At 60.9% G+C, this 25,212-nt stretch carries 18 protein-coding genes and 1 tRNA gene; 17 read left to right on the forward strand and 2 right to left on the reverse strand.

Annotated elements, in window-relative coordinates; all coding sequences use genetic code 11:
- Positions 1 to 53: 53 nt before the first annotated feature.
- A complete protein-coding gene (locus NMD14_10715; protein ID XEI31283.1) occupies positions 54 to 1,739 on the forward strand; it encodes an aspartate:alanine antiporter in 1,686 nt (561 codons plus the stop codon).
- 278 nt (positions 1,740 to 2,017) lie between these two features.
- On the opposite strand, the gene fabB is transcribed toward NMD14_10715, so the two are convergent.
- The gene (fabB, locus tag NMD14_10720; protein ID XEI31284.1) at positions 2,018 to 3,229 is read right to left on the reverse strand and encodes a beta-ketoacyl-ACP synthase I; all 1,212 of its coding nucleotides are present in this window, start codon (positions 3,227 to 3,229) and stop codon (positions 2,018 to 2,020) included.
- Positions 3,230 to 3,319: 90 nt separating this feature from the next.
- On the opposite strand from fabB, the gene mnmC reads away from it, so the two are divergent.
- Positions 3,320 to 5,338 (forward strand): bifunctional tRNA (5-methylaminomethyl-2-thiouridine)(34)-methyltransferase MnmD/FAD-dependent 5-carboxymethylaminomethyl-2-thiouridine(34) oxidoreductase MnmC, encoded by a 2,019-nt coding sequence (mnmC, locus tag NMD14_10725; protein ID XEI31285.1) that lies wholly within the window; start codon positions 3,320 to 3,322, stop codon positions 5,336 to 5,338.
- A gap of 211 nt (positions 5,339 to 5,549) precedes the next feature.
- On the opposite strand, the gene NMD14_10730 is transcribed toward mnmC, so the two are convergent.
- The gene (locus tag NMD14_10730; GenBank protein ID XEI31286.1) at positions 5,550 to 7,076 is read right to left on the reverse strand and encodes a fumarate hydratase; all 1,527 of its coding nucleotides are present in this window, start codon (positions 7,074 to 7,076) and stop codon (positions 5,550 to 5,552) included.
- Between the two features lie 294 nt (positions 7,077 to 7,370).
- Here NMD14_10730 and pabB point away from each other — a divergent pair, with 294 nt between their 5' ends.
- The 15 genes from pabB (at position 7,371) to hypF (ending at position 25,212) form a co-directional block, all read left to right on the forward strand.
- Positions 7,371 to 8,654 (forward strand): aminodeoxychorismate synthase component I, encoded by a 1,284-nt coding sequence (pabB, locus tag NMD14_10735; protein ID XEI34748.1) that lies wholly within the window; start codon positions 7,371 to 7,373, stop codon positions 8,652 to 8,654.
- Positions 8,655 to 8,695: 41 nt separating this feature from the next.
- Positions 8,696 to 9,262 (forward strand): CoA pyrophosphatase, encoded by a 567-nt coding sequence (locus NMD14_10740; GenBank protein ID XEI31287.1) that lies wholly within the window; start codon positions 8,696 to 8,698, stop codon positions 9,260 to 9,262.
- Positions 9,263 to 9,478: 216 nt separating this feature from the next.
- Positions 9,479 to 10,777 carry a serine/threonine transporter gene (locus NMD14_10745; protein XEI31288.1) on the forward strand — a complete coding sequence of 433 codons (1,299 nt, stop codon included), beginning with the start codon at positions 9,479 to 9,481 and terminating at the stop codon, positions 10,775 to 10,777.
- A gap of 464 nt (positions 10,778 to 11,241) precedes the next feature.
- Positions 11,242 to 11,907, forward strand: coding sequence for a 4Fe-4S dicluster domain-containing protein (locus tag NMD14_10750; GenBank protein XEI31289.1), 666 nt, complete (start codon positions 11,242 to 11,244; stop codon positions 11,905 to 11,907).
- Positions 11,907 to 13,778 carry a hydrogenase 4 subunit B gene (gene hyfB / locus NMD14_10755; GenBank protein ID XEI31290.1) on the forward strand — a complete coding sequence of 624 codons (1,872 nt, stop codon included), beginning with the start codon at positions 11,907 to 11,909 and terminating at the stop codon, positions 13,776 to 13,778. The genes NMD14_10750 and hyfB overlap by 1 nt, the downstream gene beginning before the upstream one ends.
- A 1-nt stretch (position 13,779) precedes the next feature.
- Positions 13,780 to 14,733, forward strand: coding sequence for an NADH-quinone oxidoreductase subunit H (locus tag NMD14_10760; GenBank protein ID XEI31291.1), 954 nt, complete (start codon positions 13,780 to 13,782; stop codon positions 14,731 to 14,733).
- A gap of 80 nt (positions 14,734 to 14,813) precedes the next feature.
- Complete coding sequence (locus tag NMD14_10765; protein XEI31292.1) at positions 14,814 to 16,532, forward strand: hydrogenase large subunit; 1,719 nt, start codon at positions 14,814 to 14,816, stop codon at positions 16,530 to 16,532.
- Between the two features lie 9 nt (positions 16,533 to 16,541).
- Positions 16,542 to 17,099, forward strand: coding sequence for a formate hydrogenlyase complex iron-sulfur subunit (locus NMD14_10770; GenBank protein XEI31293.1), 558 nt, complete (start codon positions 16,542 to 16,544; stop codon positions 17,097 to 17,099).
- Entirely contained in the window at positions 17,099 to 17,914 is an 816-nt protein-coding gene (locus NMD14_10775) for an NADH-quinone oxidoreductase subunit B family protein (GenBank protein XEI31294.1), read from the forward strand. Before NMD14_10770 ends, NMD14_10775 begins: the two co-directional genes overlap by 1 nt.
- A complete protein-coding gene (locus NMD14_10780; protein XEI31295.1) occupies positions 17,907 to 18,320 on the forward strand; it encodes a formate hydrogenlyase maturation HycH family protein in 414 nt (137 codons plus the stop codon). Before NMD14_10775 ends, NMD14_10780 begins: the two co-directional genes overlap by 8 nt.
- A 136-nt stretch (positions 18,321 to 18,456) precedes the next feature.
- The gene (locus NMD14_10785) at positions 18,457 to 18,810 is read left to right on the forward strand and encodes a hydrogenase maturation protease (protein XEI31296.1); all 354 of its coding nucleotides are present in this window, start codon (positions 18,457 to 18,459) and stop codon (positions 18,808 to 18,810) included.
- Positions 18,811 to 19,022: 212 nt separating this feature from the next.
- Positions 19,023 to 19,114: transfer RNA gene (locus NMD14_10790), tRNA-Sec, on the forward strand.
- Between the two features lie 317 nt (positions 19,115 to 19,431).
- The gene (gene selA / locus NMD14_10795) at positions 19,432 to 20,901 is read left to right on the forward strand and encodes an L-seryl-tRNA(Sec) selenium transferase (protein ID XEI31297.1); all 1,470 of its coding nucleotides are present in this window, start codon (positions 19,432 to 19,434) and stop codon (positions 20,899 to 20,901) included.
- 4 nt (positions 20,902 to 20,905) lie between these two features.
- On the forward strand, positions 20,906 to 22,789 hold the full coding sequence (locus tag NMD14_10800) for a SelB C-terminal domain-containing protein (GenBank protein ID XEI31298.1): 1,884 nt from the start codon (positions 20,906 to 20,908) through the stop codon (positions 22,787 to 22,789).
- Positions 22,786 to 25,212: a carbamoyltransferase HypF gene (hypF, locus tag NMD14_10805; protein ID XEI31299.1), complete on the forward strand. Its 2,427-nt coding sequence runs from the start codon at positions 22,786 to 22,788 to the stop codon at positions 25,210 to 25,212. The genes NMD14_10800 and hypF overlap by 4 nt, the downstream gene beginning before the upstream one ends.

The raw sequence follows: 25,212 nt of genomic DNA on the forward strand, positions 1-25,212 counted from the left end.
GAGATAGATCCGGCACAATATCGACCCCACTTTTTTCCTCGGTTTTTCCGGGCATGACCATAGATTTCGTGACACTGCTACATCAAAGCGACTCGCTGCTGCTGTTTGTGGTACTGGCCTTCGGCCTGCTGCTGGGCAAAGTTCGTCTTGGCAACTTCCAGATTGGCAACACCATTGGGGTACTCTTTACCGCCCTGCTGTTCGGCCAGATGGGCTTTCAGTTCTCCACCTCCACCGAAAATGTCGGCTTTATGCTGTTCATCTTTTGTGTCGGCATCGAGGCGGGCCCTCACTTCTTCAGCGTGTTCCTACGCGATGGCATTCACTATATCACTCTCACCCTAGTGATCTTGCTGACCGCCTTGCTGCTGACCGTGGGGCTGGCCAAGTTCTTCAACCTGGGGCCGGGCATGGCGGCGGGGATCCTGGCGGGTTCCCTCACCTCAACTCCGGCGCTGGTGGGTGCCCAGGATGCCTTACGCAGCGGTCTGCTGAACCTGCCCCATCAAACCGATATGCAGGCGGTGATCGACAACATGGGCATCGGCTACGCCCTGACCTATCTGGTGGGTCTGGTGGGTCTGATGCTGGTGGTGCGCTACCTGCCCTCGCTGGCTCGCCTCGACCTCAATACCGAGGCGCAGAAGATTGCCCGCGAGCGGGGTCTCTCCGACAGCGAGAGTCGCAAGACCTATCTGCCCATCATCCGTGCCTATCGGGTCGGCCCCGAGCTGGCGGCCTGGATCGGTGGCCGTACCCTGCGGGAGACTGGCATCTATCCCCATACCGGCTGCTATGTGGAGCGGATCCGCCGCAACGGCATTCTGGCCAGCCCCGATGGTGACGCCGTCATTCAGGAAGGGGACGAGATCGCCCTGGTAGGCTATCCCGAGAGCCACGAGAAGCTGGACGTCAACTACCGTAACGGTAAAGAGGTGTTTGATCGCAACCTGCTCGACCTGCAGATCGTCACCGAAGAGATCGTGGTAAAAAACGACTCCGTGGTGGGCCGCCATCTGGTGGAGCTCAACCTCACCGAGAAAGGGTGCTTCCTCAACCGGGTGGTGCGCTCCCAGATCGAGATGCCGTTCGATCGCAACATCATGCTGCAAAAAGGCGACGTGTTGCAGATCAGTGGCGAGAAGCAGCGGGTCAAACTGCTGGCCAACAAGATCGGCTTTATCAGCATTCACAGCCAGACCACGGATCTGGTGGCTTTCACCACCTTCTTCGTGCTCGGCCTGTTGATCGGCTCCGTCTCGCTGGTGTTCGGTCAGATCGAATTTGGCCTCGGCAACGCCGTCGGCCTGCTGCTGGCGGGTATTCTGATGGGTTACCTGCGGGCCAACCACCCGACGGTCGGCTATGTACCGCCCGGCGCGCTCAGATTGGCCAAGGATCTCGGTCTCGCGGTCTTTATGGTGAGTACGGGCCTGAAAGCCGGTGGCGGTATCCTCGACCACCTCAGCGAGGTGGGTACGGTAGTGCTCTTCTCCGGCATGCTGGTGACCACCTTGCCGGTGCTGGTGGGCTATCTGTTCGGGGTCTGGGTGCTCAAGATGAACCCGGCGCTGCTGCTGGGTGCCATCACCGGTGCCCGTACCTGTGCCCCGGCCATGGATGTGGTCAACGAGGCCGCCAACAGCTCCATTCCGGCGCTCGGTTATGCCGGTACCTATGCGGTGGCCAACGTGATGCTAACCCTGGCGGGCTCCTTTATCATCGGCTTCTGGTTCTAGCCAGCGGCCATCAAATTACCGCTAACAAAGAAGGGAGCCTCAGGCTCCCTTCTTTGTTAGCTGGGTGCCAAGCTGGCTCATCGATGTGACGTCACCTGACACCAACCATCTGCGCTGAACTCGTCACAAACCCCCTATCCCACGATGGCTAATGCTCTGCTCTGCTCTGCTCTGCTCTGCTCTGCTCTGCTCTGCTCTGCTCTGCTCTGCAATGACTGATGGCAGATCACGGAGACAAAAAAAGCGCCCTTAGGCGCTTTTTTCATATCAACCGGATATCAGCCTTTGAACTTGCTGAACACCAGAGAGGCGTTGGTACCGCCAAAGCCGAAGCTGTTGGACATAACGGTGTTGAGTTCGGCCGCTTCGTACTCGCGCACGATGGGCAGACCTTCAGCCTTTTCGTCCAGGGTCTCGATGTTGATGCTGGGGGCGATAAAGCCGTGTTCCATCATCAGCAGGGAGTAGACAGCCTCGTGCACGCCCGCAGCGCCCAGCGCATGGCCGGTCATCGCCTTGGTGGCAGAGATCTTGGGACCGTTGGTGCCAAACAGAGTCTGGATAGCTTCCAGCTCTTTGGTATCACCGACCGGAGTGGAGGTGCCGTGGGTGTTGATGTAATCAACCTTGCCCACACCCTGCATCGCCATCTTCATGCAACGCACCGCGCCTTCACCGCTCGGCGCGACCATGTCGTAGCCATCGGAGGTGGCACCGTAACCGGTCAGCTCGGCATAGATGTGAGCACCTCGAGCCAGCGCATGTTCCAGCTCTTCGATCACCAGGATGCCGCCGCCACCGGAAATAACGAAACCGTCGCGGTTCGCATCATAGGTACGGGACGCTTTTTCCGGTGTGTCGTTGTACTTGGTGGAGAGGGCGCCCATAGCGTCAAACTGGATGGTAGAGGACCAGTCCAGCTCTTCACCGCCACCCGCGAAGACCACATCCTGTTTGCCAAGCTGGATCAGCTCAAGCGCGTGACCGATGCAATGAGCAGAGGTGGCGCAAGCTGAGCTTATGGAGTAGTTGACCCCCTTGATCTGGAACGGGGTCGCCAGGCAGGCAGAGGTGGTGGAAGACATGGTGCGCGGCACCATGTAAGGGCCCACACGCTTGACTCCTTTCTCGCGGGCGATGTCTACAGATTCCGAGGTGTTCTTGCCGGAGGCACCACCTGAACCGACCACCAAGCCGGTACGCTCATTGGAGACCTGATCTTCCGCCAGTCCGGCATCTTCAATGGCTTGCTGCATGGAGAGGTAGGCGTAGGCCGCAGCGTCACCCATGAAACGCATGACTTTACGGTCGATCAGTTCAGACGGATCGAGTTTGATGTTACCCCAGACACGGCTGCGCAGGTTGTGCTGCTCGAACTGCTCGGAATAGGTGATGCCGGATTTACCTGCTTTCAGGGAGGCCAGCACTTCTTCCTTGTTGTTGCCGATACTGGAGATGACGCCGATACCGGTGATCACTGCTCTTCTCATTAATTCATCTCGTCTGGAAAAACTGGCGCCAAGTCTACCCGCTTTCGGCTGCCAAACTGGTCTGCTTTCACGTAGAATGCCCGCGATTTTGTGACGCGAGCCGAGGAAAACGTGAGTCAAACATCCTTACATCATGCCCGATTGGATTGGAATGAGGCGGGAAATCCAATCTCCTGTGACTTCGGGGATGTGTACTTTTCCAATAATAACGGTCTAAGTGAAACCCGCTACGTCTTTTTGCAGCAAAACCGGCTACCTGCGCGATTTTCGCACCACGATAGTGACAGTTTCGTGATAGGTGAAACAGGTTTCGGCACCGGTCTTAACTTTCTGGCGACAATGCAAGCGTTCCTGGAACAGGCGCCCCAATCCGGTAACGGCTCCCGTCTGCACTTCATCAGTTTCGAGAAGTACCCCCTGACCCAGTGCGATCTGCGCAAGGCGCTGGCCGCTTGGCCCGAACTTGGCCACTTGAGCCAGGATCTTATCTCTCAGTGGCCGCTGCCGGTATCCGGCTGCCACCGCCTGCACTTTGCGGGCGGTCGCGTTCGCCTCGATCTCTGGTTCGGCGACATCAAGGATATGCTGCCGCTGGTACCGCACCGGACAGAGGGTCTGATCGATGCCTGGTATCTGGATGGTTTTGCCCCGGCCAAGAACCCCGAGATGTGGACCCAAGCGCTGTTTGATAGCTTGGCCCGTCTCGCTCGCAACAATGCGACCATCTCCACCTTTACCTGCGCCGGTTTTGTGCGCCGCGGTCTGATTGCCGCCGGTTTTGCCATGAAAAAAACCAAGGGCCACGGCACCAAGTGGGCCATGTTGATCGGTGAGCGCTGTGACAAGGTTCCCGCGCAGACGATCGCCAACCATTATGCGCGTCCGGCAGGCAGGGATGGCGAAGTGGTGATCATCGGCGGCGGCATCGCCTCGGCCATGACGGCGCTCTCTCTGGTGGAGCGGGGTCGCAAGGTGACGTTGCTGTGTGCAGATGACGAACCGGCCACCGGCGCCTCCGGCAACCGCCAAGGGGCGCTCTATCCACTGCTCAATGGTGAGCACGATGCGCTGTCACGCTTCTATTCGCTCGCCTTTGGCTATGCCCGCCAACGGCTGCTGGCGTTGGCCGAACGCCATCCTATCGCTTTCGAATTATGCGGAGTGACCCAGCTCGGTTATGACGAAAAATCGGCAGCCAAGTTGGCGAAAATGAGCCAGGGCCCCTTCCCGTCCGAACTGATGCATCCCCTCTCTACAGCAGAGGTAGAGCAGGTGGTTGACCTGCCCTGCGGCCACAGCGGCGTCAGTTACCCGCTGGGTGGCTGGCTCTGTCCGGCCGATCTCACCCGCGCAGCCATCAAGGAAGCGCAAGCCAGTGGGCTGCTGGAGGTCGTGTTCAACACCGAGGTGGTTGCCATTGCCGAACAGGTGGATGGCTGGCAGGTCGAGAGCCGTGACGGACGCCGCTGGCAGGCCCCCAATCTGGTGGTCGCTGCCGGTCACCAGTTGCCAGCATTGCTCCCCTTTGCCGAGCTGCCGCTCTATCCGGTGCGCGGTCAGGTGAGCCATGTGCCGACCACTGCCAGCTTGCGTCAGCTCAAGACCGTGCTCTGCTACGATGGCTACCTCACGCCGATGCACAACGATCAGCACTGCATCGGTGCCAGTTATGGCCGTAACCAGAGCAGCCTTGAGTTTCGTGCCGAGGAACAGATCCAGAATCAGGTGCGGCTGCAAGCCTGCCTGCCGGAGCAAACCTGGCCCGCCGAAGTGGATGTGAGCGGCAACGAGGCACGCGTAGGGGTGCGTTGTGCCAGCCGGGATCACCTGCCGGTGGTGGGACCAGTGGCCAGATTGGCAGGGCTGGCGGATCACTATGCGGATCTGCAGCATGATCAGCACAACGCCCAGCCACTGCCCCTTCACCCCGGCCTCTATGTGCTGGGTGCGCTCGGCTCGCGGGGTCTCTGCTCGGCGCCGCTGTGTGGCGAGCTGCTCGCCAGCGAAATCTGCGGCGATCCCCTGCCGCTGGCCGCCGATCTGCTGGAGGCGATCCACCCTGCCCGCTACTGGGTACGCAGACTGCGCAAGGGCAAGGCGCTGGGGTAGATAGGACGCATCACTCGCGAGATCCACAGCGATAGGTATCCCTTGAATCGCGCTGTTTGGCGATAAAACAAGCCGCTCGAACGAAGCGCAGCCATGTCTATTTCAGTTGGTTGCCGCTATATAGCCAACCGCTGTCAGCAAAAAGGCGCATCCGAAAGGATGCGCCTTGGTCAGATAACAGCGGCCGCTAGACGATCGCGCTGACAGTCACTCAGGAGGAGAGTTTGCCGTCCAGCTCGGCAATCTTGGCAGACCAGTAGGCCGGGCCAGTTTCGTGGATATTGTTGCCTTCGGAGTCGACCGCCACGGTCACCGGCATATCTTCCACATCAAACTCGTAGATCGCTTCCATACCGAGATCGGCAAAGGCCACTACGCGGGCCTTCTTGATGGCTTTTGCCACCAGATAGGCGGCGCCGCCCACCGCCATCAGATAGACGGCCTTGTGCTGCTTGATGCTCTCGACGGTTTTCGGGCCACGTTCGGATTTGCCGATCATGCCGATAAGGCCGGTGTCACCCAGCATCATATCGGTGAACTTGTCCATCCGGGTGGAGGTGGTGGGGCCTGCCGGGCCAACCACTTCGTCACGCACCGCATCGACCGGGCCAACGTAATAAATAAAGCGGTTGGTGAAATCGACCCCTTCCGGCAACCCTTCGCCATTTTTCAGCATGTCGGCAATGCGCTTGTGAGCGGCATCGCGACCGGTAAGGATCTTGCCGGAGAGCAGCACGGTATCGCCGCTCTTCCAGCTGGCCAGCTCGGCCTTGGTGATGCCATCAACGTTGACGCGGCGCACGTTGCCACCCGCTTCACGGGTGATTTCCGGCCAGTCGCTCAGTTTCGGCGGAGTCAGTTCGGCGGGGCCTGAGCCATCCAGTTCGAAGTGAACGTGACGAGTCGCGGCGCAGTTGGGGATCATCACCACCGGCTTGGAGGCCGCGTGAGTCGGCGCAGATTTCACCTTCACATCCAGCACGGTAGTCAGGCCGCCCAGGCCCTGGGCACCGATCCCCAGCTTGTTGACCTTGTCGTAGAGCTCGACCCGCAGCTTCTCTTCGGTGGTCTTTGGACCACGGGCGATCAGCTCCTGAATGTCGATGTGCTCCATCAGGGCCTCTTTGGCCAGTACCGCCGCTTTCTCGGCGGTACCGCCGATGCCGATGCCCAGCATGCCGGGCGGGCACCAGCCTGCGCCCATGGTCGGCACGGTTTTCAGCACCCACTCGACGATATCGTCAGAGGGGTTGAGCATCACCATCTTGGATTTGTTCTCGGAGCCGCCGCCTTTGGCCGCGATGCTCACTTCCACCTTGTTGCCGGGGATCATGTCGATATGGACCACGGCAGGGGCGTTGTCTTTGGTGTTTTTGCGACTGCCGGCCGGATCGGCCAGCACGGAGGCGCGCAGCGGGTTGTCAGGATTGGTGTAGGCACGACGGGTCCCTTCATCCACCATCTCCTGCACTGTCATGTCGCTGTCCCACTGGACTTGCATGCCGATCTTGACGAAACAGGTCACGATGCCGGTGTCCTGACAGAGCGGACGATGACCTTCGGCGGACATGCGGGAGTTGATCAGGATCTGGGCCAGCGCATCTTTGGCGGCCGGGTTAGCCTCGCGGTCATACGCCGCTTTGGCAGCCTGAACAAAATCCAACGGGTGGTAATAGGAGATGTACTGGAGGGCATCTGCGATAGAATCGATGAAATCCTGTTTTTTTATAATGCTCATATCATCCTCACTGGTCCTTATCTCTGCCACGAAGCAGAGCAAGGGCTTCCATATGATGGGCCGTGCTGACGTGATGGCTAGCAACGATCAACCAGCAAAAAACAAACGACACGGCAGTTTTTTCTTAAGTCACCGATACCTATGATACGCTTGCCCACCAGCACCGACTAGGGTTCGGAAACTAAACTGTTGCCTGTGTAACATAAAATGACGCCAACACTGCATATCCATCATCTCGGCCATCGTGCTGAACTCCATCAGCTTTTTGCCCGCCTGCAACATCAGCCGTGGGCCATGTTGCTGGAATCAGCGGGACCACTCGGCGCCGACAACGGCTTTGATATCATCAGCGCCGATCCGCTGGCCACCCTCGAAACCCGTGGCCAGGTCACCACTCTGCGTGTCGGGGTGAATATCAGCGAACACAGCGAAGATCCCCTCACCCTGCTGGCTCGCACCCAGCAACAACTGCTGGGGGAATTGGATCTGTGCGCAACTCACCTCCCCTTTATTGCCGGCGCCCTCGGTCTGTTTGGCTATGATCTGGGCCGCCGCTTCGAGCGACTGCCGGTGCAGGCCGCCGCCGATATCGGGGTGCCGGACATGGCGGTGGGCATCTACGACTGGGCGCTGCTGCGCAATGTAGCGAGCGGTGACTGGCAGCTGGTGCACTGGGGGGATGAAGCGGGCCTTGCCAAGCGGCTGGCCTGGCTCGACCAGCAACAGGCCAACCCGCGCGCCCCCTTCGCCTTGCAGGGGCCGTGGCAGAGCAATATGAGCCGCGCCGAATATGGCGAGAAGTTTGCCCGCATTCAGGCCTACCTCGCGGCAGGGGATTGCTATCAGATCAACCTGACCCAGCGTTTCAGCGCCCCCTATCAGGGGGATGAGTGGCAGGCCTATTGCCTGCTAGCCAGCGCCAACAAGGCCCCCTTCTCGGCCTTTATCCGCTTGCCGGACAGTGCGCTACTGAGCCTCTCTCCCGAGCGGTTCCTGCTGCTCGATGGCCGCCATATCGAAACCAAGCCCATCAAGGGCACTCGCCCTCGCCATCCTGATCCGGCTACCGATCGGCAAGTCGCACTGGAGCTGGCCCGGGCCGACAAGGACAGATCAGAAAATCTGATGATCGTGGATCTGCTGCGCAACGACATCGGTCGGGTCAGCCGGCCCGGCTCGGTCAGCGTGCCTCATCTCTTTGCGGTGGAGTCGTTTCCAGCGGTACATCATCTGGTCTCCACTATCCATGGTGAGCTGGATGCACGCTGGCAAGGGGTCGATCTGCTGCGTGCCTGTTTCCCGGGAGGCTCTATCACCGGCGCCCCCAAGATCCGCGCCATGGCGATCATCGAAGAGCTGGAGCCCCAACGCCGCAATGCCTATTGCGGCAGCATCGGCTATCTCAGCCAGCACGGCCGGATGGATACCAGTATCTGTATTCGCACCCTGATCGCCGAAGCAGGTCGCCTGCACTGCTGGGCCGGTGGCGGCATCATCGCCGACTCAGATGCCGACAGCGAATATCAGGAGACCTATGACAAGATCGCCCGTATCCTGCCCCCCCTCTCGGCACTGTAGCCGTCCCCACTATCAGGCAACGCACAGGAGAGCTCCCTGCCATGGATCGCCACGAACTGCTGACCCGCTTCCTGTTGCAGCAACCCGCCCCGGCCCATCGCCTCGCCATTGGCGGGCTCAGCCCGGCGGCGGTGTTGATCCCGGTGGTGATGCGCGATGAGGGGCTCAGCGTGTTACTGACTCGGCGTAGCCCCCGGCTGCGCCATCATGGGGGACAGATCAGCTTCCCCGGCGGGCGACAGGATCCCGGCGACGAAAACCTGATTGCCACGGCGCTGCGGGAGACCGAAGAGGAGCTCGGCATTCCGGCCCGCCTGATTGAAGTGATCGGCACCCTCAACCCGCTCAATACGGTGTCACGATTCGAGGTACTGCCGGTACTGGGGCTACTCGATGGCAACTATCCCCTCATTTTGAGCCCGGATGAGGTGGATCACGCCTTCGAAGTGCCGCTGACCCATCTGCTGGATCGGCGCAACCACATCCCCCTGACCCTTGCCAGAGGGGGAAAACAGCACACCATCTACTGGATCCCCTGGCAACAACACTTTATCTGGGGGGCCACCGCCAGCATGATCAACCAACTAGCCCAGCATCTTGCGAGATAACAATTTAGCCACAGTTGGTCGTGCGATATTTAATCATTAACACTAAAATAACGTGCCAATCGCTAAACAAAAATTGAAATTTTCTTGTTTTGATCACATTTTCATAAGGAAGTGTGGTTTTTCGTGCCATAAATATGAATCTGGTCAACATTCTTGATTAAAAAAACCGTATCCTTGCCTCGACTTAACAAGAACCACACATTCGGGGTGAGATACATGTCAAACACAATCACTGGCACACAAGGAGTTGCGCCGTCAACAGAGCAAGGAACCCGCTCTACTAACGCTTCCCGTTGGGAAAAACGCGACTCTACTTGGGTCATCAGTCTGTTCGGCACCGCCGTGGGCGCAGGCATCCTGTTCCTGCCGATCAACGCGGGCATGGGCGGCTTCTGGCCGCTGGTGGTCATGGCACTGCTGGTTGGCCCCATGACCTATCTGGCCCACCGTGGTCTGGCCCGCTTCGTGCTTTCTTCCAAGAAGCCCAATGCGGACATCACCGAAGTCGTAGAAGAGCACTTTGGTGTGGGCGCCGGTAAACTCATCACCCTGCTCTACTTCTTCGCCATCTACCCCATCGTGCTAATCTACGGCGTTGGCATCACCAACACCGTCGAGAGCTTCATGGTCAACCAGTTGCAGATGACGGCCCCGCCGCGCTGGATCCTTTCCATCGTGCTGATCATGGGCATGATGTCGGTGATGCTCGCTGGTGAAAAGCTGATGCTGAAAGTGACCGAGTTCCTGGTTTACCCGCTCATCGTCATTCTGGCCGGTATCTCTTTGTACCTGATCCCTGACTGGACCGGTGCCGCGCTGGAGCAAGTACCCTCTGCCAAGGATTTCGCCACTACCCTGTGGCTGACCATCCCGGTACTGGTGTTTTCCTTCAACCACAGCCCGGCCATCTCCAGCTTCTCCCTGGCCCAACGCCGCGAGCACGGTGAGCGTGCTGTCGAGAAAACCGATGCCATCCTCAAGCGCACCGCCATGGTACTGCTGGGCTTCGTGATGTTCTTCGTCTTCTCCTGCGTGATGAGCCTGACACCGGCCCAGCTGGCTGAAGCCAAGGCCCAGAACATCGCAGTGCTCTCCTACCTGGCGAACCAGCATGCCAGCCCGCTCATCTCCTACTTTGGTCCGCTGGTTGCATTCGTGGCCATCGTCTCCTCCTTCTTCGGTCACTATCTGGGTGCCCGTGAAGGTCTGAAAGGGATGATCCAGCAGAACATGCGCAACTCCGGCAAAGAGCCGAATGCCAAGAAGATCGAGATGTTCATCATCGCCTTCTTTATCCTGACCCTGTGGGGCACCGCCGTGGCCAACCCCTCCATCCTGGGCATGATTGAATCCTTGGGCGGCCCAGTCATTGCGACCATCCTGTTCATCATGCCGATGTACGCCATCAAGCGCGTACCGGCTATGGCGAAATATCAGGGTCAGATCAGCAACGTCTTTGTGGCCGTAATGGGGATGATCGCTATCTCCGCCATCCTGTTCCAGCTGATTGGTTAATCCCTGCCGCTGAACACAGCCAGCCGATGATTCGGCTGGCTTTTTTATTTCCGCTACATCCCCATCCGCCATGTTAACCCAGCGTCCTCTTTGGACCTCCCCGCCCGACGATCACAACCACCGGTCTCATATCAAGAGGACATGGTCAAACAGGATTGGCTGCGCGCAGTGATTCATGCCGGCATCTGACCGCGGATTATCCCCTCTCTGCCACGTGATATACGTGAAGCCCCTGTCGATGAAAGGCGCCCTTTTTCGGGGGTGACGAAGCCTCTCCCGTCCCTCGTCATAAGTGACGAATATCACACTTCGACACAGTTAGACCCGCTCACCACGGTGCAGCATGAGACTTAAATCTCTTTTAAAACATAATCTTGACGGCCATTTCAGGTCGATAATCATTATGGCCCGTATTTTGCCAACCTGCTCCTATTCTCTCCGTTCGCGACACGACAAGGTAGGCTATGAACCGCTTCGTTATCGCTGACCCCAAGCTTTGTATCGGCTGTGGCACCTGTATGGCGGCCTGCAGTGAAGTACACAAGGCGCAAGGTTTGCAGCAAGCCCCCCGTTTAACCGTTATGCGACACGAGCAGGCGACCATGCCAGTTCAGTGCCGTCACTGTGACGATGCCCCCTGCATCAAGGTGTGCCCGGTCGAGGCAATTCGCCAGACCGGCGATTGCGTGCAGCTCAACGAGTCCCTCTGCATCGGTTGCAATCTCTGTGCCGTGGCCTGCCCCTTTGGCGCCATCCAGAGCGGCGGCAGCCGTCCGGTGGCCGTGGCCACCAGTTACGACACCTATATCCCCTGCTCCATTCGCTCCAGCAACCCCTCCACCTCCGCAGGCCTGCGCTGCTTTGGCGAGGATCTGCTGAGTTGGGAGCCGGGCGTGCGCAGCATCGCGGTCAAGTGCGACCTGTGCGAATTTCGCACCGACGGGCCAGCCTGCGTCGATGCCTGCCCCTCCCAGGCGCTGAAGCTGGTCAATGACGGCGACACCGAGCGCGCCGTGCGCATCCGTCGCCAACAAGCGGCCAACACCAACCCGCAAGGGGCATCCGCCTTCTCGGCGCCTGCCACGGCAACCCCTGCATCCGATTTATCCACCACAGAGGGAGCCCGCTGATGTTGTCCCCCCTTGTTATGGCCACGCTCCTGCTCTTTTTGCTGGGCGCTGCCGCCGGTTTGCTGCTGCAAAAGCAGCCCGCGCTGGCCAACCGCCTCAACAGTGGCTTTGCCCTGCTGGGCTCACTGGCGGGCCTTATCGCCGCCTTCCAGACCTTTGCTCAAGGCGCACCCGTCGACGGCCAACTCTGGCTGCTGGGCTCGGTGCATCTGGATATGCTCTCTGCGCTGATGCTGCTGGTGATTAGCACCGTTGGCGTCGCCGTCGCCCTCTACTCCTTTGCCTATATCCGCGAGTATCAGGGCAAGGGGGATGTGGCCATCGGCGCGCTGATGAACCTCTTCCTCTTTGCCATGGTGGGCATGGTGCTGGCCGACAACGCGCTCGGTTTCTTGCTCTGCTACGAGCTGGTGACCCTCACTACCTACTGGCTGGTCAAGACCAACCCGGAGGCCGCCAAACAGAGCCGCCTCTATCTGGTAATGAACCATATCGGCATGGCGCTGGTGCTGGTGGCCTTCTGGCTGCTCTGCCGCGAGTCCGGCTCGCTGGAGTTCGCCGCGCTGCGTGAGCACCATCTGGCGGGCGCCCTGGCATCCCTGGTGTTCCTGCTCAGCTTCTGCGGCTTTGGCCTGCGCGCCGGTTTCGTGCCGCTGCACGGCTGGCTGCCGGTGGCCGAGCCCGTCGCCCCCTCCCATATCTCGGCGCTGATGTCGGGCGTGATGGTGAAGCTGGGTCTGTTTGGTATCTTGCGAGTCAGCATCGATTTTCTCGGGGCCAGCCAGCTCTGGTGGGGCTACATGGTGCTGATCTTCGGTGCCTGCTCAGCGGTGCTCGGGGTGCTGTTTGCACTGGCCGAGCACGATCTCAAGCGGCTGCTCGCCTACCACACGGTAGAGAACATCGGCATCATCCTGATGGGGATGGGCATCGGCATGATCGGCATTGCCAACCAGCAACCGGCACTGGTGGTGCTGGGGCTGCTCGGTGCGCTTTATCACCTGCTCAACCACGCCATCTTCAAGAGCCTGCTCTTTATGGGCACCGGCTCTGTGATGTTCCGCCTTCACACCCGTGACATGGACAAGATGGGGGGCCTTGCCAAACTGATGCCCTGGACCGCGCTGGCGTTCCTGATCGGCGCCATGGCCATCTCGGCGCTGCCGCCGCTGAACGGCTTTGTCAGCGAGTGGTTTATCTATCAGTCCCTGCTCTCCATGACCAAACTCGGCACCTCCGTCGTCGCGCCGCTCGCGGTCGTGATGCTGGCGGTGACCGGCGCCATGGCGGTGATGTGTTTCGTCAAGGTGTACGGCATCTGCTTCTGCGGTGCGCCGCGCAGCGAGAAGGCGAGCCACGCCCGCGAAGTGCCGGGCGCCATGGTGGCAGGCACCCTGCTGCTGGCCGCCGTCTGTCTGGTGCTGGGTCTGGGCGCCCCCTGGATTGCCCCCCATATCGCCAGCTATGGCCAAGCCTTGGTAAGCAGTCAAATGAACGTGGCTACCGGCGCGACCCTGCTGGCGCAGGGCAGCTCACAAGCGATCCTCTCCCCGCCCGTTATTGCCATCACCTTGCTGGGTCTGTTCCTCATTCCGCTGCTGGTACTGGCCATCTTCAAGGGGCCCAAGCTGGGTCGTCGTCACGCCGGCACCCCGTGGGCCTGTGGTTACGCCTATGAGGAGCGCATGAGCCTCACCTCTGGTGGTGTCACCCACACCTTGCGCCAGCTCTGCGCACCGCTCTATCGCAAGCAGCCGCAGCTCGATCTGGCCACCGCTCTGCACGGGGTGAGCGATACCAGCGGGACGACCAGCTGGCTGCTGCACGGTGTGGTGCTGGCGCTCTTTATCCTGATGGCTGTAGGAGTCTGATATGCCTGTTCTTGAAATGCCGAGCTGGGGCATGGTTGCCCTCGCCCTGACCCAGGCCATCGCCATGCTGGCGCTGGCGCCGCTCGCCACCGGTTTCAACCGGGTGCTGCGGGCCAAGATGCACTCCCGTCAGGGGCCGGGCCTGCTGCAGGATTACCGGGATATCGCCAAGCTCCTGCGCCGTCAGGAGGTGACCCCCGAGCCTGCCGGCATCATCTTCAACCTGATGCCTGCGCTGCTCATCGCCGCCCTCTTGCTGGTAGGGATGGCGCTGCCGACCCTGACTCACGAGTCCCCCTTCCCCATCGCCGGGGATCTCATCACCGACATCTATCTGTTCGCCATCTTCCGCTTCTTCTTCTCCCTCTCGGGGCTCGACAGCGGCAGCATGTTTGCAGGGATCGGTGCCCGCCGCGAACTGACCCTCGGCATTCTGGTGGAGCCCATTCTGGTGCTCGCCTGCTTCATCATGGCGATGATGGTGGGCAGCTCGGATCTGGGCAATATCAGCAGCTATGTGGCGACCCAGCCACTGGCCGCGCCGATCGCCACCCTGCTGGCCGGCGCCGCCTGCGCCTTCGCGGTGTTTGTCGAGATGGGCAAGCTGCCCTTTGACTGCGCCGAAGCCGAGCAGGAGCTGCAAGAAGGACCGATCACCGAGTATTCCGGTGCGGGTCTCGCCCTGCTCAAGCTCTCCATCGGCCTCAAGCAGCTGGTGGTGGTGCAGCTCTTTCTGGTGATTTTCCTGCCCTTCGGCAAGGCGGCCAACTGGAGTCTGCCTGCGCTCATCGGCGCAGCGCTGATCCTCGCCTGCAAGCTGCTGGTGGCCTTTTTGCTGGCCGGCATCATCGAAAACGCCATGGCCCGTACCCAGTTCGTGCGCACCCACAAGCTCACCCGCTACGGGTTGGGGCTGGCCCTGCTGGCGCTGCTCGCCTATCTGGTTGGGATCTGAATCATGCCCGCCAGCACAGCAACTTTTTCCGATTTCATCATTTGTGAATGCTCATTCCCGAACATTAAAGTGAGAACTGCATGACCATCGCCATTTCGGATCGCATCGGCTGCGACTACATCCAGCAGGTGCGAGCACAACTGCCCCACGCCATCGTCGACGAGGAGTGGCAAACCGCCGATCAGGCCACCATTACCGTCAAACCCACCAGTCTGGTCGAGACGGCCAGTTTGCTCTTCCACCAGCTGGGGGGCTGGCTTCCGCTCTCCTTTGCCAATGACGAGCGCAGCCTCAACGGCCACTTCGCGGTCTACCACGTCTTCTCCATGGAGGGCGACACCAAGTGCTGGATCACCGTCAAAGTGCTGGTAGATGCCGATACCCAGGAGTACCCCTCCATCACCCCGACCATTCCGGCGGCGGTGTGGGGCGAGCGGGAGATCCGCGACATGTACGGCCTGCGCGCCATCGGTTTGCCGGACGAACGTCGTCTGGTACTGCCGGATGACTGGCCGGAGGATATCCACCCGCTGCGCAAGGACGCCATGGATTACCGCCAGCGCCCGATGCCCACCACCGACACCGAGACCTACCCCTTCGTCAACGAGTTGGGCAGTGATGCCAACCGCATCGTGCCGGTCGGCCCGTTGCACATCACCTCGGACGAGCCGGGGCACTTTCGTCTGTTCGTCGATGGGGAAGACATCATCGATGCCGACTACCGCCTCTTCTATGTCCATCGCGGCATGGAGAAGCTGGCGGAAACCCGGATGGGCTACAACGAAGTGGCCTTCCTGACCGACCGGGTCTGCGGCATCTGCGGTTTTACCCACAGCGTCGCCTACACCACCTCGGTGGAGAACGCCATGGGTATTCCGGTGCCGGAGCGGGCCAAGATGATCCGCGCCGTGCTGCTGGAAGTGGAACGCCTGCACAGCCATATCCTCAACATCGGCCTGTCGAGCCACTTCACCGGTTTCGACACCGGCTTCATGCAGTTCTTCCGGGTACGGGAGAAATCCATGGCCCTGGCCGAGCTGCTCACCGGTGCCCGCAAGACCTACGGCCTCAACCTGATTGGCGGGGTACGCCGCGACATCTTCAAGGAAGATCGCATCAAGGGTGCCCAGCTGGTGCGCGAATTGCGTGATGAGCTCAAACCCCTGGTGGCCATGCTGCTGGATACCGCCAACATCTCCTCCCGCCTCATCGGTATCGGCAAGCTCGACCCGCAAATTGCCCGCGATTTCAGCTGCGTCGGCCCCATGGTGCGGGCGAGTGGCTTCAAGCGCGACGTGCGCCGGGTCCACGACTTTGCCGGCTACCGCGAGCTGCCGATGGAGATCCAGACCAAGGCGGGTTGCGACGTGCAATCCCGGGTGCTGGTGCGCATCCACGAGCTCTACGACTCCCTCGACATGATTGAATTTGGTCTTGAGCACCTGCCGGAAGGGCCACTGCTCACCGAAGGCTTCACCTACCAGCCGGGCAAGTTTGCGCTGGGCTTTACCGAAGCGCCCCGCGGCGAGAACGTCCACTGGAGCATGACCGGGGACAACCAGAAGCTGTTCCGCTGGCGCTGCCGCGCCGCCACCTACGCCAACTGGCCTGCTCTGCGCTACATGCTGCGCGGCAATACCGTGGCCGATGCGCCGCTGATTATCGGCAGTCTGGATCCCTGCTACTCCTGCACCGACCGGGTCACCCTGGTCGACCCCAAGAAGGGCAAATCCACCGTGGTCTCCTACAAGGAGATCGAGCGCTACGGCATCGACCGCAAAAACTCTCCGCTGAAATAAGGGGTCATCATGATCAAGCTGTTCAAGACCATCCTCAGGGCTGGCACCCCGACCGCCAAATACCCCTTCGCCCCTTACGAGGTGAACCGGGATTTTCGCGGCAAACCGAAATATCAGGCGGATCAGTGCATCGCCTGCGCGGCCTGCACCAAGGCGTGCCCGGCCAACGCGCTGGTGATGGAAGTGGACATGGAGACCGGCGAACGACGCTGGGAGATCTCCATGGCGCGCTGCATCTTCTGCGGCCGCTGCGAGGAGGTCTGCCCGACCCGCGCCATCGCGCTCTCCCCCGAGTTCGAGCTGGCGGTAACCAACAAGGCGGATCTCTATGAGGAGGCCCGCTTCGCGCTGGCCCCCTGCACCCTGTGCGGCACCTACTTTGCCCCGAGCAAGCTGGTGGCACTGGTGGAGGACACCCTGGTACAAGCGGCCACCCCGCTGGCGCATCCCGAGCGCCTGCACCACTGCCCCGATTGCAAACGAAAACAGAGCATGCTGAGCCAGCCTGACTCGGCCCTGATCACACCGATAGCCACACCGATGGCCGCACAAAAGGAGTGGATGTGATGAGCAAGATCAAAGGCATAGAACCGGTTGTCGGCCATGCCCATACCCGCGCCGTGCCGCTGGCACAGGATCCCGAGATCACCAAACTCAAGAAAACCCTGCTCAAAGACATTCGCCGCTCGGCCTATGTCTACCGGGTCGATTGCGGCGGCTGCAACGCCTGCGAGATCGAGATCTTCGCCACCATCACCCCGCTGTTTGATGCCGAGCGTTTCGGCATCAAGGTGGTCGCCTCCCCCCGCCACGCCGACATCCTGCTCTTTACCGGCGCGGTGACCCGGGCGATGCGGGTGCCGGCCCTGCGCGCCTACGAGGCGGCGCCCGATCCCAAGATCTGCATCGCCTACGGCGCCTGTGGCTGTGACGGCGGCATCTTCCACGACCTCTATTGCGTCTGGGGCGGCACCGACAAGATCGTGCCGGTGGATGTCTATATCCCCGGCTGCCCTCCGACACCGGCGGCAACCATCTATGGCTTTGCCGTGGCGCTCGGTCTGCTTGAGCAAAAACTCAAAGCCACCAGCCACGAGGTGCAACCGGGTGAGCGGGTCGAGTTGCGCCACACCGGCATCCCCAATGAAATCCGGGTGATGATCGAACGCGAAGCGCGCCGCATGGCCGGTTACCGGCAAGGGCGGATCATCGCCGACGAGTTCATGGCACTGCTCGAAGGAGCCACCCAGCAGGATGTGGATCTGCGCATCAAGAGCTACCTCGATCAGCACGATGACCCGCGCCTGGCAGAGATCGTCAACAACCTGGCTAACGCCTGCCTTAACCGGGCAGCTGGCAAGGGAGAGGCGGTGCATGGCTGACGAGGTTTTCTTCTATCGCCTCTCGCGCAAGTTTGTTGACGAGCAGTTCGACGTGCCGGAAGAGGCCAAAGAGGTGATGTACTACAGCCTCGCCATCGGCCACCACCTCGGCATCGTCGATTGCCTGCGAGCAGACCTGGTCTGCTCGCTGACCGGTTATCGCGACTGGGTGGCCAAGCTGCCCGCTGGCAGCGAAGCGCGCCGCAAGATGGAGGGGTTTCTCACCTTTGGCGAGATCACCATCTATCGCGAGCACTGCCATATGCTGGCCTGCGCCTTCGACCGGCTGCGCAAAGCCGAAGGGGGGCTCGATGAACAGGAGCTGGGCTGGACCAACATCTTTATGGATCAGCTCACCGCCCTCTATAACGACCCCCATATGTACCTGATGGTAAGGAGCCGCTGATGGGCTGCAATCTCGTGTTGACCGTAGGCAATGCCATGATGGGGGACGACGGTGCCGGCCCCTATCTGGCAGACAAGCTGCAAGCCGCCCCCTGCCCAGCTGGATCCATATCGACGGCGGCATCGCGCCGGAAAATATGGTCTACAAGGTGCGGGAGCTGCAACCGGCGCGGGTAGTGCTGGTGGATGCCGCCGAGATCGGCGAAAAGGCGGGTACCCTGCAGGTGATCCCCCCCGAAACCATCGCCGAGATGTTTATCTTCTCGACCCACAATATGCCGCTCAACTTCCTGATCGACGATCTCAAGACCTTTGTGCCCGAGGTGATCTTTGTCGGGGTGCAACCGGCCATCGTTGCGTTCTCCTTCCCGATGACCGAGATGGTGAGCGGGGCGATGGATTATCTTTATCAGCATCTTGATGCCGCCAAGGATACCGGCTTGTTAATAGAGAAACTTGATCAGTGGAATATTGCCAACGCCAACCGGTGATTATTTATCGAGTTGTTAACAACTGTTAAAATCAACGATGTAGGCAAGCTGTTCGAGGCCCGATGTTAAATTAACAACATCGGGCTAATCGTTCGGGATTTGATATAAAACAAGGTTCTGCCGTTTTTTCAAAAAATCACTAACCCTCGCTTTTTTATCACAAAAAAAGCGTTGCCAGTCACAGAAATTTGCCACAAAATGGCGGCCGTTACGGAAGTTGATGGGGTCTGGTGGCCTCCTCGGTCTTCAAAACCGATGTGAGCCGAGAAGGCTTTGGCAGGTTCGATTCCTGCCTCTTCCGCCAATTTTATCTATTGAATACATACCATCTCGCTGATGTTTATCTGCTTGATTGTTATTTTTTATCGCTGATTCAATATGTTTGAAAGAATACCTTAGTAAAAGGTGCCTGCCGCTTGCCAATATAATCCGAACACAGGTTATCTCGCTGGCCAAAAATTAATTTACAAGCATTAATGAAGCATTAATTTATACCCGCTCATTGATGCACCCAATTTGCAGTCATCCGCAAATCGCCAGCAGTGCCATAACCCGTCAGCTCGGCCTCTCTATCGGCAAATCGGTGCGCATCTCAAACCCACGCACTGCACTGGTAATCCCATGCCAAACTCGTCTCACGCGCCAGCCATCCCCCACAGCCAGCCCGCATCCGGTACGGCTGCCGACGACTCACAACCAGATTCACAGCAACAGCCCGGCCAGCAACACACGCGCCGCTTGCCGCAAGTAGAACAGCTGCTGCAACAACCCTTTCTCGCCGGGTTTATCGAGGCGCTGAGCCGCCCGCTGGTGACTCAGGCGGTGCGCGAGACCCTCAGCGAGCTGCGCCAGAGCGAAGCGTTTCGCCAGCATGGCGTCGTCCCCGAGCAGCTCGAGGCGCTGATTGCCAAGCGCTGCCAGCAGCAGTTGCGCCAGCGTCAGACCCGGGTGATCAACGCCACCGGCACTCTGGTGCACACCAATCTGGGGCGTTCGCCGCTCTGTAGCGAGCTGTGGGACGAGGTGCGTGACCTTAACACCGGCTACAACAATCTGGAGCTGGATCTCGCCACCGGCAAACGCGGCGGGCGCAAGGGGCTGATCGCTCCCCTGCTCCGTTGCCTCACCCAGGCCGAGGATTCGCTGGTGGTCAACAACAACGCCGCCTCGCTCTTTTTGCTGCTGCAGGAGGTGGCCAAGGGGCGCGAGGTGATCGTCTCGCGCGGTGAGCAGATCCAGATTGGCGGCGGCTTTCGCATTCCCGACATTCTGGCGCTCTCCGGCGCCAAACTGGTGGAGGTGGGCACCACCAATATCACCACAGCCCAAGATTACCTTGATGCCATCACCGATCAGACCGCGCTGGTGCTGATGGTACACAGATCCAATTTCGCCATTCGCGGCTTTACCGAATCCCCCGATATCGGCGAGGTGGCCCGCGCCCTGCCCGAGCAGGTGGTGCTGGCAGTGGATCAGGGCTCTGGCTTGACCACTGAGGAGTTTGCACCGGACGAAACCTCGGTGCGCCAGTACCTCAAGGCGGGGGCGGATCTGGTCTGCTACTCCGGCGACAAGCTGCTGGGGGGGCCGCAATCGGGCATCATCAGTGGCCGCAGCGATCTCATCAAGCGGCTGGAAAAACACCCCATGATGCGCACCTTCCGCCCAAGCCGCATCGTCTACTCCCTGCTCGAACGGCTGCTCATCCACAAGCTCAACAAGTCCCCCGTCGGCGAAGGAATTGCCCAGCGCACCCTGAGCAACCCGGCAGCCATGCAGGCGAGAGCCTCCCAGCTGATGGCCGCCCTGCCCGGCTGCTTTGTGCCGGTCCCCGCCCAGCTGGTGGTGGGCGGTGGCACCTTGCCGGACGAGTTCTACCCGGCGCCCGCGCTGGAGTGCACCGACCCGCGCCCCGCCCAGTCGTTGCTCGATGCGCTGCGGGAACTGCCGGTGCCGGTGATTGCCACCGTGCGCCAGCAGAAGGTGCTGCTCAATATGGCGACCCTGCTGCCAGCGGAAATGGATCTGCTGATCGCCCAACTCAAAGCGTTGCTGCTGCCCACACCGATCACTGCGACCGAGGAGCCCTGATCCCATGACCCCCTATCGCGCCGTTATCGGTCTTGCCGGCCACGTGGATCACGGCAAGACTCTGCTAGTCAAGGCCCTCACCGGCATCATCACCGCCCGCGCCCATGAACAGGCCATCGGCATGACTCAGGATCTCGGCTTTGCCCACTTCGATGACGGTCAGGGCAACACCATTGGCGTCATCGACGTGCCCGGCCACGAGCGCTATATCCGCAATATGGTGGCGGGGCTCTGGAGTCTGGATCTGGTGCTGCTGGTGATTGCCGCCGACGAGGGATGGATGCCGATGACCGGCGATCACCTGCGCCTGCTCAAGGCGATGGGGGTGCCGCGCCTGCTGATCTGCATCAACAAGTGCGATCTGGTAGCGCCCGACGAGCTGGCACTCCTTGAGGAGAGTCTGCTGGAGCGGGTGATGGACGAGAGCGGCATAGTGCCCGACATCGTCAGCGTCAGCGCAAAAACCGGCGCCAATATGGCTGCCCTGCACGCCGCCATAGTGGGCCAGCTTGCCGTTCTACCAACATTGCACGCAGCCCGCGAGCTGAGCGCCCCGCGACTGTATGTGGACAGAGTCTTTACCGCCAACGGCACCGGTACCGTGCTCACCGGCACCCTGCAGCAGGGCAGCCTCAAGGTGGGGGACAAGCTGCGCCTCTACCCCGCCGATCGGGAGGTGCAAGTGCGCTCCCTGCAGGCCTATCACCGGAGCGTTGATGAGATCGGCGCCGTCTGCCGGGTGGCGGTGGGCCTGAAAAAAGTGCCCCACAAGGAGGTGGCCCGCGGTCACTGCCTGACCAGCGCTGCTGGCCAGTGCGAGGCGGCCACCCACCTTATCGTGCGGCTCAACGCCGAGAGCCTGAGCGCCAAGGCGCTACGCACGCAGGAGGTCGAGGTGGCCCTCGGCAGCTGGCACGGCCGGGCACGCTTTGTACCAATTAAAGAGACCCGGCTGGCACGACTGATCTTTACCAGCCCCATCCCCTGCTTTTTCGGCCAGCCGCTCGCCATCATTCGTCACGGCAGCAGTGAACTGCTGCACGGTGCCCGCATCGCCTGGTGTGGCGACATCCACCCCGCCAGACGCAAGGCGCTGCACGCCCTGCTGGGCGAGCTGCCTGAAGAGCTCGAGCGCTACAACCCGGCCACCTTGCAACTGGGGCTCAACGGCTATGTACTGGCCAGCCGCTTTGAGCAGCAACCCGAACAAGTCACCCCCCTCGGTGACTGGCTGCTGGATAACAGCTGGCTGGCCCAGAGCCGCGATCAGCTGCTCGCCACGCTGAAAAGCGAACCGCTCAGTACAGCGGAACTGGCGACCCGCTTTGGCATCGCCCTGCCGGTCACGCATGCCCTGCTCCAGCAGCTCAAAAGCGAGCAGTTGATCCGCCTGCACCATGACAAGTGGCAACCGGGCAGCGGCGAATCGGAAGATGATCTGGGGGAAGAGGCGCAGCTGGTGCTCAAGGTGGTGCGAGATCAAGGCAAGGAGGGGTACGAGCCCGGTAAACTGGGCCCCGGCGGCGTGGCGCTGGATCCCTTTATCACCCGCAAGCTGCCCGCCGCCCTGCAGCAGGGCTTGCAACAAAAAGGCGCGTTGCAAAAGCAGTTGCGCAATCTGGCACGGCTCAAGTATCTGGTGCAACTCGAGGGCCCCATCTACTACGATGCCGCCCTTTACAACCAGATGGTCGCCGCCGTGCTGGCGGGCCAGCAGGTGGGAGATCTGATCGACATGGCATCCTTCAAGGAGATCACCGGTTTGTCGCGTAAATACGCCATTCCGTTCTGCCTGCGGATGGAGATGGATGGCTGGGTGCGACGCGAGGAGAACGAGCGTCGGGTACTGCGTTTGCCACAGACTCAAGATGAAATGGAGCTGGCATGAGCGCCGCTACCGCCCCCTCTATCTCTCCCAATCGTGCTGCTACCCGATTGCGCCGCGCATTTCATATCGACGGTATCGTGCAGGGGGTCGGCTTTCGCCCCTTCGTCTATGGGCTGGCGCTACGCCACGGCCTTGCCGGTTATGTCTTGAACGATGCCAATGGCGTCACCATAGGTGCCGAAGGCTCCCCCGAGCAGTTGGCCAGCTTTGCCCGCGAGCTGCGGGAATTGGCGCCGCCACTTAGCCGCATCGATCACTTCAGCGAGCGAGAACTGCCCCTCGCTCATGATCCCGACTACGATGGCCAGTTTCGAATTAAAGCCAGCCAGCAGCAGAGCGCCGCCACGGTCGCCATCTCGCCGGATCAGGGGATGTGCGAGGCGTGCGCCACGGACGTGGCCAACCCCGCGGATCGCCACCATCGCTACCCCTTTACCAACTGCACCCACTGCGGCCCGCGCTACACTCTCATCCGCCGCCTCCCCTACGATCGCCCCCATACCGCCATGGCGAGTTTTGCCATGTGCCCGCGCTGCGCTTCGGCCTATGAAAACCCGCTGGACAGACGCTACCACGCCCAGCCGGTGAGCTGCCCCGAGTGCGGGCCCCATCTCAGCTGGCGCTCAGGCCACGGCGATGCGCTGGCCGAGCGCGAGGATGCCCTGCAAATGGCTGCCCACGCCCTGCAAACGGGCAAGCTTATCGCGGTCAAGGGGATGGGGGGTTATCACCTGATCTGTGATGCCCGTAATGAACGGAGTGTGGCCAGGTTGCGAACCCTCAAGCGGCGCGCGCGCAAGCCGCTGGCGGTGATGATGGGCTCCCTTTCCGAAGCCAAATTGCATGTCACCGGCAGCGAAGAAGAGTGGAACCTGCTCGCCTCTCAGGCCAGACCCATTACCCTGCTGCGCAAGCGCACCAACGATGATCGGCACTCAGAAACTGGGCAACCAGCCGCGCCGCTGGCCGAGGGGATCGCCCCCGGCATCCCCTACCTTGGCGTCATGCTCCCCTATACCCCGCTGCACCAATTGCTGCTGGATGCCTGCGCCATGCCGCTGGTAGCCACCAGCGCCAATGGTCGCGGCAGCCCGATCCTCATCGAATGCGAGGCGGTGGTCAGGGAACTCGGGGGCGAGATTGACGGCATCCTGGATCACAACCGCCCCATCCTGCACCCCTGCGACGACAGTCTGGTGCAGTGGGCGGGCGGGCGACGCCAGACTTTGCGGCTGGCCCGGGGCTATGCCCCCTGCACTCCCAGCCTGCAAGAGGCTGTCAAGGTGCCGCTGCTGGCGGTCGGGGCGCAGCAGAAGAACCAGCTGGCGCTGGCCTTCGGTCGTCAGCGCATCTACAGCCCCTATATCGGCGATCTGCACAGCCTGCCGATGCAGGGCCACTTCGAGCAGACCCTGGCGACCTTTCGCGATCTCTACGATCTCAAGCCCGAACTGCTGGTATCGGACTGCCACCCCGGCTATCTCAGCCATCAGTGGGCCAAGAATTACTGCCGCGATCAGGGTGCGACCCATCTTGAGGTACAGCACCATCACGCCCACCTGCTGGCTGTGATGGCCGAGCACGGCATCACGGGCCCGGTGCTGGGGGTTGCCTTCGATGGCACCGGCCTTGGCGATGACGGCACCCTCTGGGGCGGCGAGCTGCTGATCGCAGATGTTCAGGGCTTTACGCGTGTTGCCCACCTTGCCCCCTTCAAGCTCATCGGCGGCGAGGCAGCCATCCGCGAACCGGTGCGCCAGCTGCTGGGGCTGCTGTTTGAATCGCACTGTCCTGAGCAGATCAGCGCCCTCGATATGCCGTTGATCAACAAGTTGTCACCCGAGCGGATCAGCAACCTGCACCAGCTCTGGCATCTCGGCCGCAACGCCCCCCATACCAGCTCCATCGGCCGTCTGTTCGATGCGGTGGCGGCGCTGTTGGGGGTGATCGATACCCCCGATTACGAGGGAGAAGCGGGACTCTTGCTGGAGGCAGCCGCCTTGCAGCTGGCCCCCGATGAATTGCCCTTCCCCCTCGCCTTTGATCTGAGCCAATCAGCAGAGGGGCCACTGCACATCGAGTGGGCCGAGCTGATCCATACCCTTGTCAGCGAGCGGCGCAAAGGCACCGCCACCGCTAGCCTGGCCGCCGGCTTTATCCGCGCCATCAGCAATCTGGTGGTTGCCCTGGCCGAGCGCTTCCCCGGCTATCCGGTGGCGCTCGGGGGCGGCGTGTTTCAAAACCGGGTGCTGATGGATCAGCTGGTACCCTCCCTGACATTCGCGGGGCATCAGGTATTGACCAGCGAAACCCTGCCGCTCAATGACGGCGGCATCGCCGCCGGTCAGCTCTGGTTTGCCATCCACCATCTTGCCACGCATCAGCCTGTCACAACCGGTTGTGCCACCGTGTCGGAGTCCTGA

The organism is Aeromonas veronii (genome assembly GCA_041319085.1).
Classification (GTDB): Bacteria; Pseudomonadota; Gammaproteobacteria; order Enterobacterales; family Aeromonadaceae; genus Aeromonas; species Aeromonas veronii_F.

Coding starts and splice junctions, on each gene's coding strand:
- NMD14_10760 (XEI31291.1), top strand. CDS start 13,780: ATGCCTGTTCTTGAAATGCCGAGCTGGGGCATGGTTGCCCTCGCCCTG.
- NMD14_10715 (XEI31283.1), top strand. CDS start 54: ATGACCATAGATTTCGTGACACTGCTACATCAAAGCGACTCGCTGCTG.
- selA (XEI31297.1), top strand. CDS start 19,432: ATGCCAAACTCGTCTCACGCGCCAGCCATCCCCCACAGCCAGCCCGCA.
- NMD14_10740 (XEI31287.1), top strand. CDS start 8,696: ATGGATCGCCACGAACTGCTGACCCGCTTCCTGTTGCAGCAACCCGCC.
- NMD14_10785 (XEI31296.1), top strand. CDS start 18,457: ATGGTCTACAAGGTGCGGGAGCTGCAACCGGCGCGGGTAGTGCTGGTG.
- NMD14_10775 (XEI31294.1), top strand. CDS start 17,099: ATGAGCAAGATCAAAGGCATAGAACCGGTTGTCGGCCATGCCCATACC.
- hypF (XEI31299.1), top strand. CDS start 22,786: ATGAGCGCCGCTACCGCCCCCTCTATCTCTCCCAATCGTGCTGCTACC.
- fabB (XEI31284.1), bottom strand. CDS start 3,229: ATGAGAAGAGCAGTGATCACCGGTATCGGCGTCATCTCCAGTATCGGC.
- NMD14_10745 (XEI31288.1), top strand. CDS start 9,479: ATGTCAAACACAATCACTGGCACACAAGGAGTTGCGCCGTCAACAGAG.
- NMD14_10765 (XEI31292.1), top strand. CDS start 14,814: ATGACCATCGCCATTTCGGATCGCATCGGCTGCGACTACATCCAGCAG.
- hyfB (XEI31290.1), top strand. CDS start 11,907: ATGTTGTCCCCCCTTGTTATGGCCACGCTCCTGCTCTTTTTGCTGGGC.
- pabB (XEI34748.1), top strand. CDS start 7,371: ATGTTGCTGGAATCAGCGGGACCACTCGGCGCCGACAACGGCTTTGAT.
- NMD14_10780 (XEI31295.1), top strand. CDS start 17,907: ATGGCTGACGAGGTTTTCTTCTATCGCCTCTCGCGCAAGTTTGTTGAC.
- NMD14_10730 (XEI31286.1), bottom strand. CDS start 7,076: ATGAGCATTATAAAAAAACAGGATTTCATCGATTCTATCGCAGATGCC.
- NMD14_10800 (XEI31298.1), top strand. CDS start 20,906: ATGACCCCCTATCGCGCCGTTATCGGTCTTGCCGGCCACGTGGATCAC.
- NMD14_10750 (XEI31289.1), top strand. CDS start 11,242: ATGAACCGCTTCGTTATCGCTGACCCCAAGCTTTGTATCGGCTGTGGC.
- NMD14_10770 (XEI31293.1), top strand. CDS start 16,542: ATGATCAAGCTGTTCAAGACCATCCTCAGGGCTGGCACCCCGACCGCC.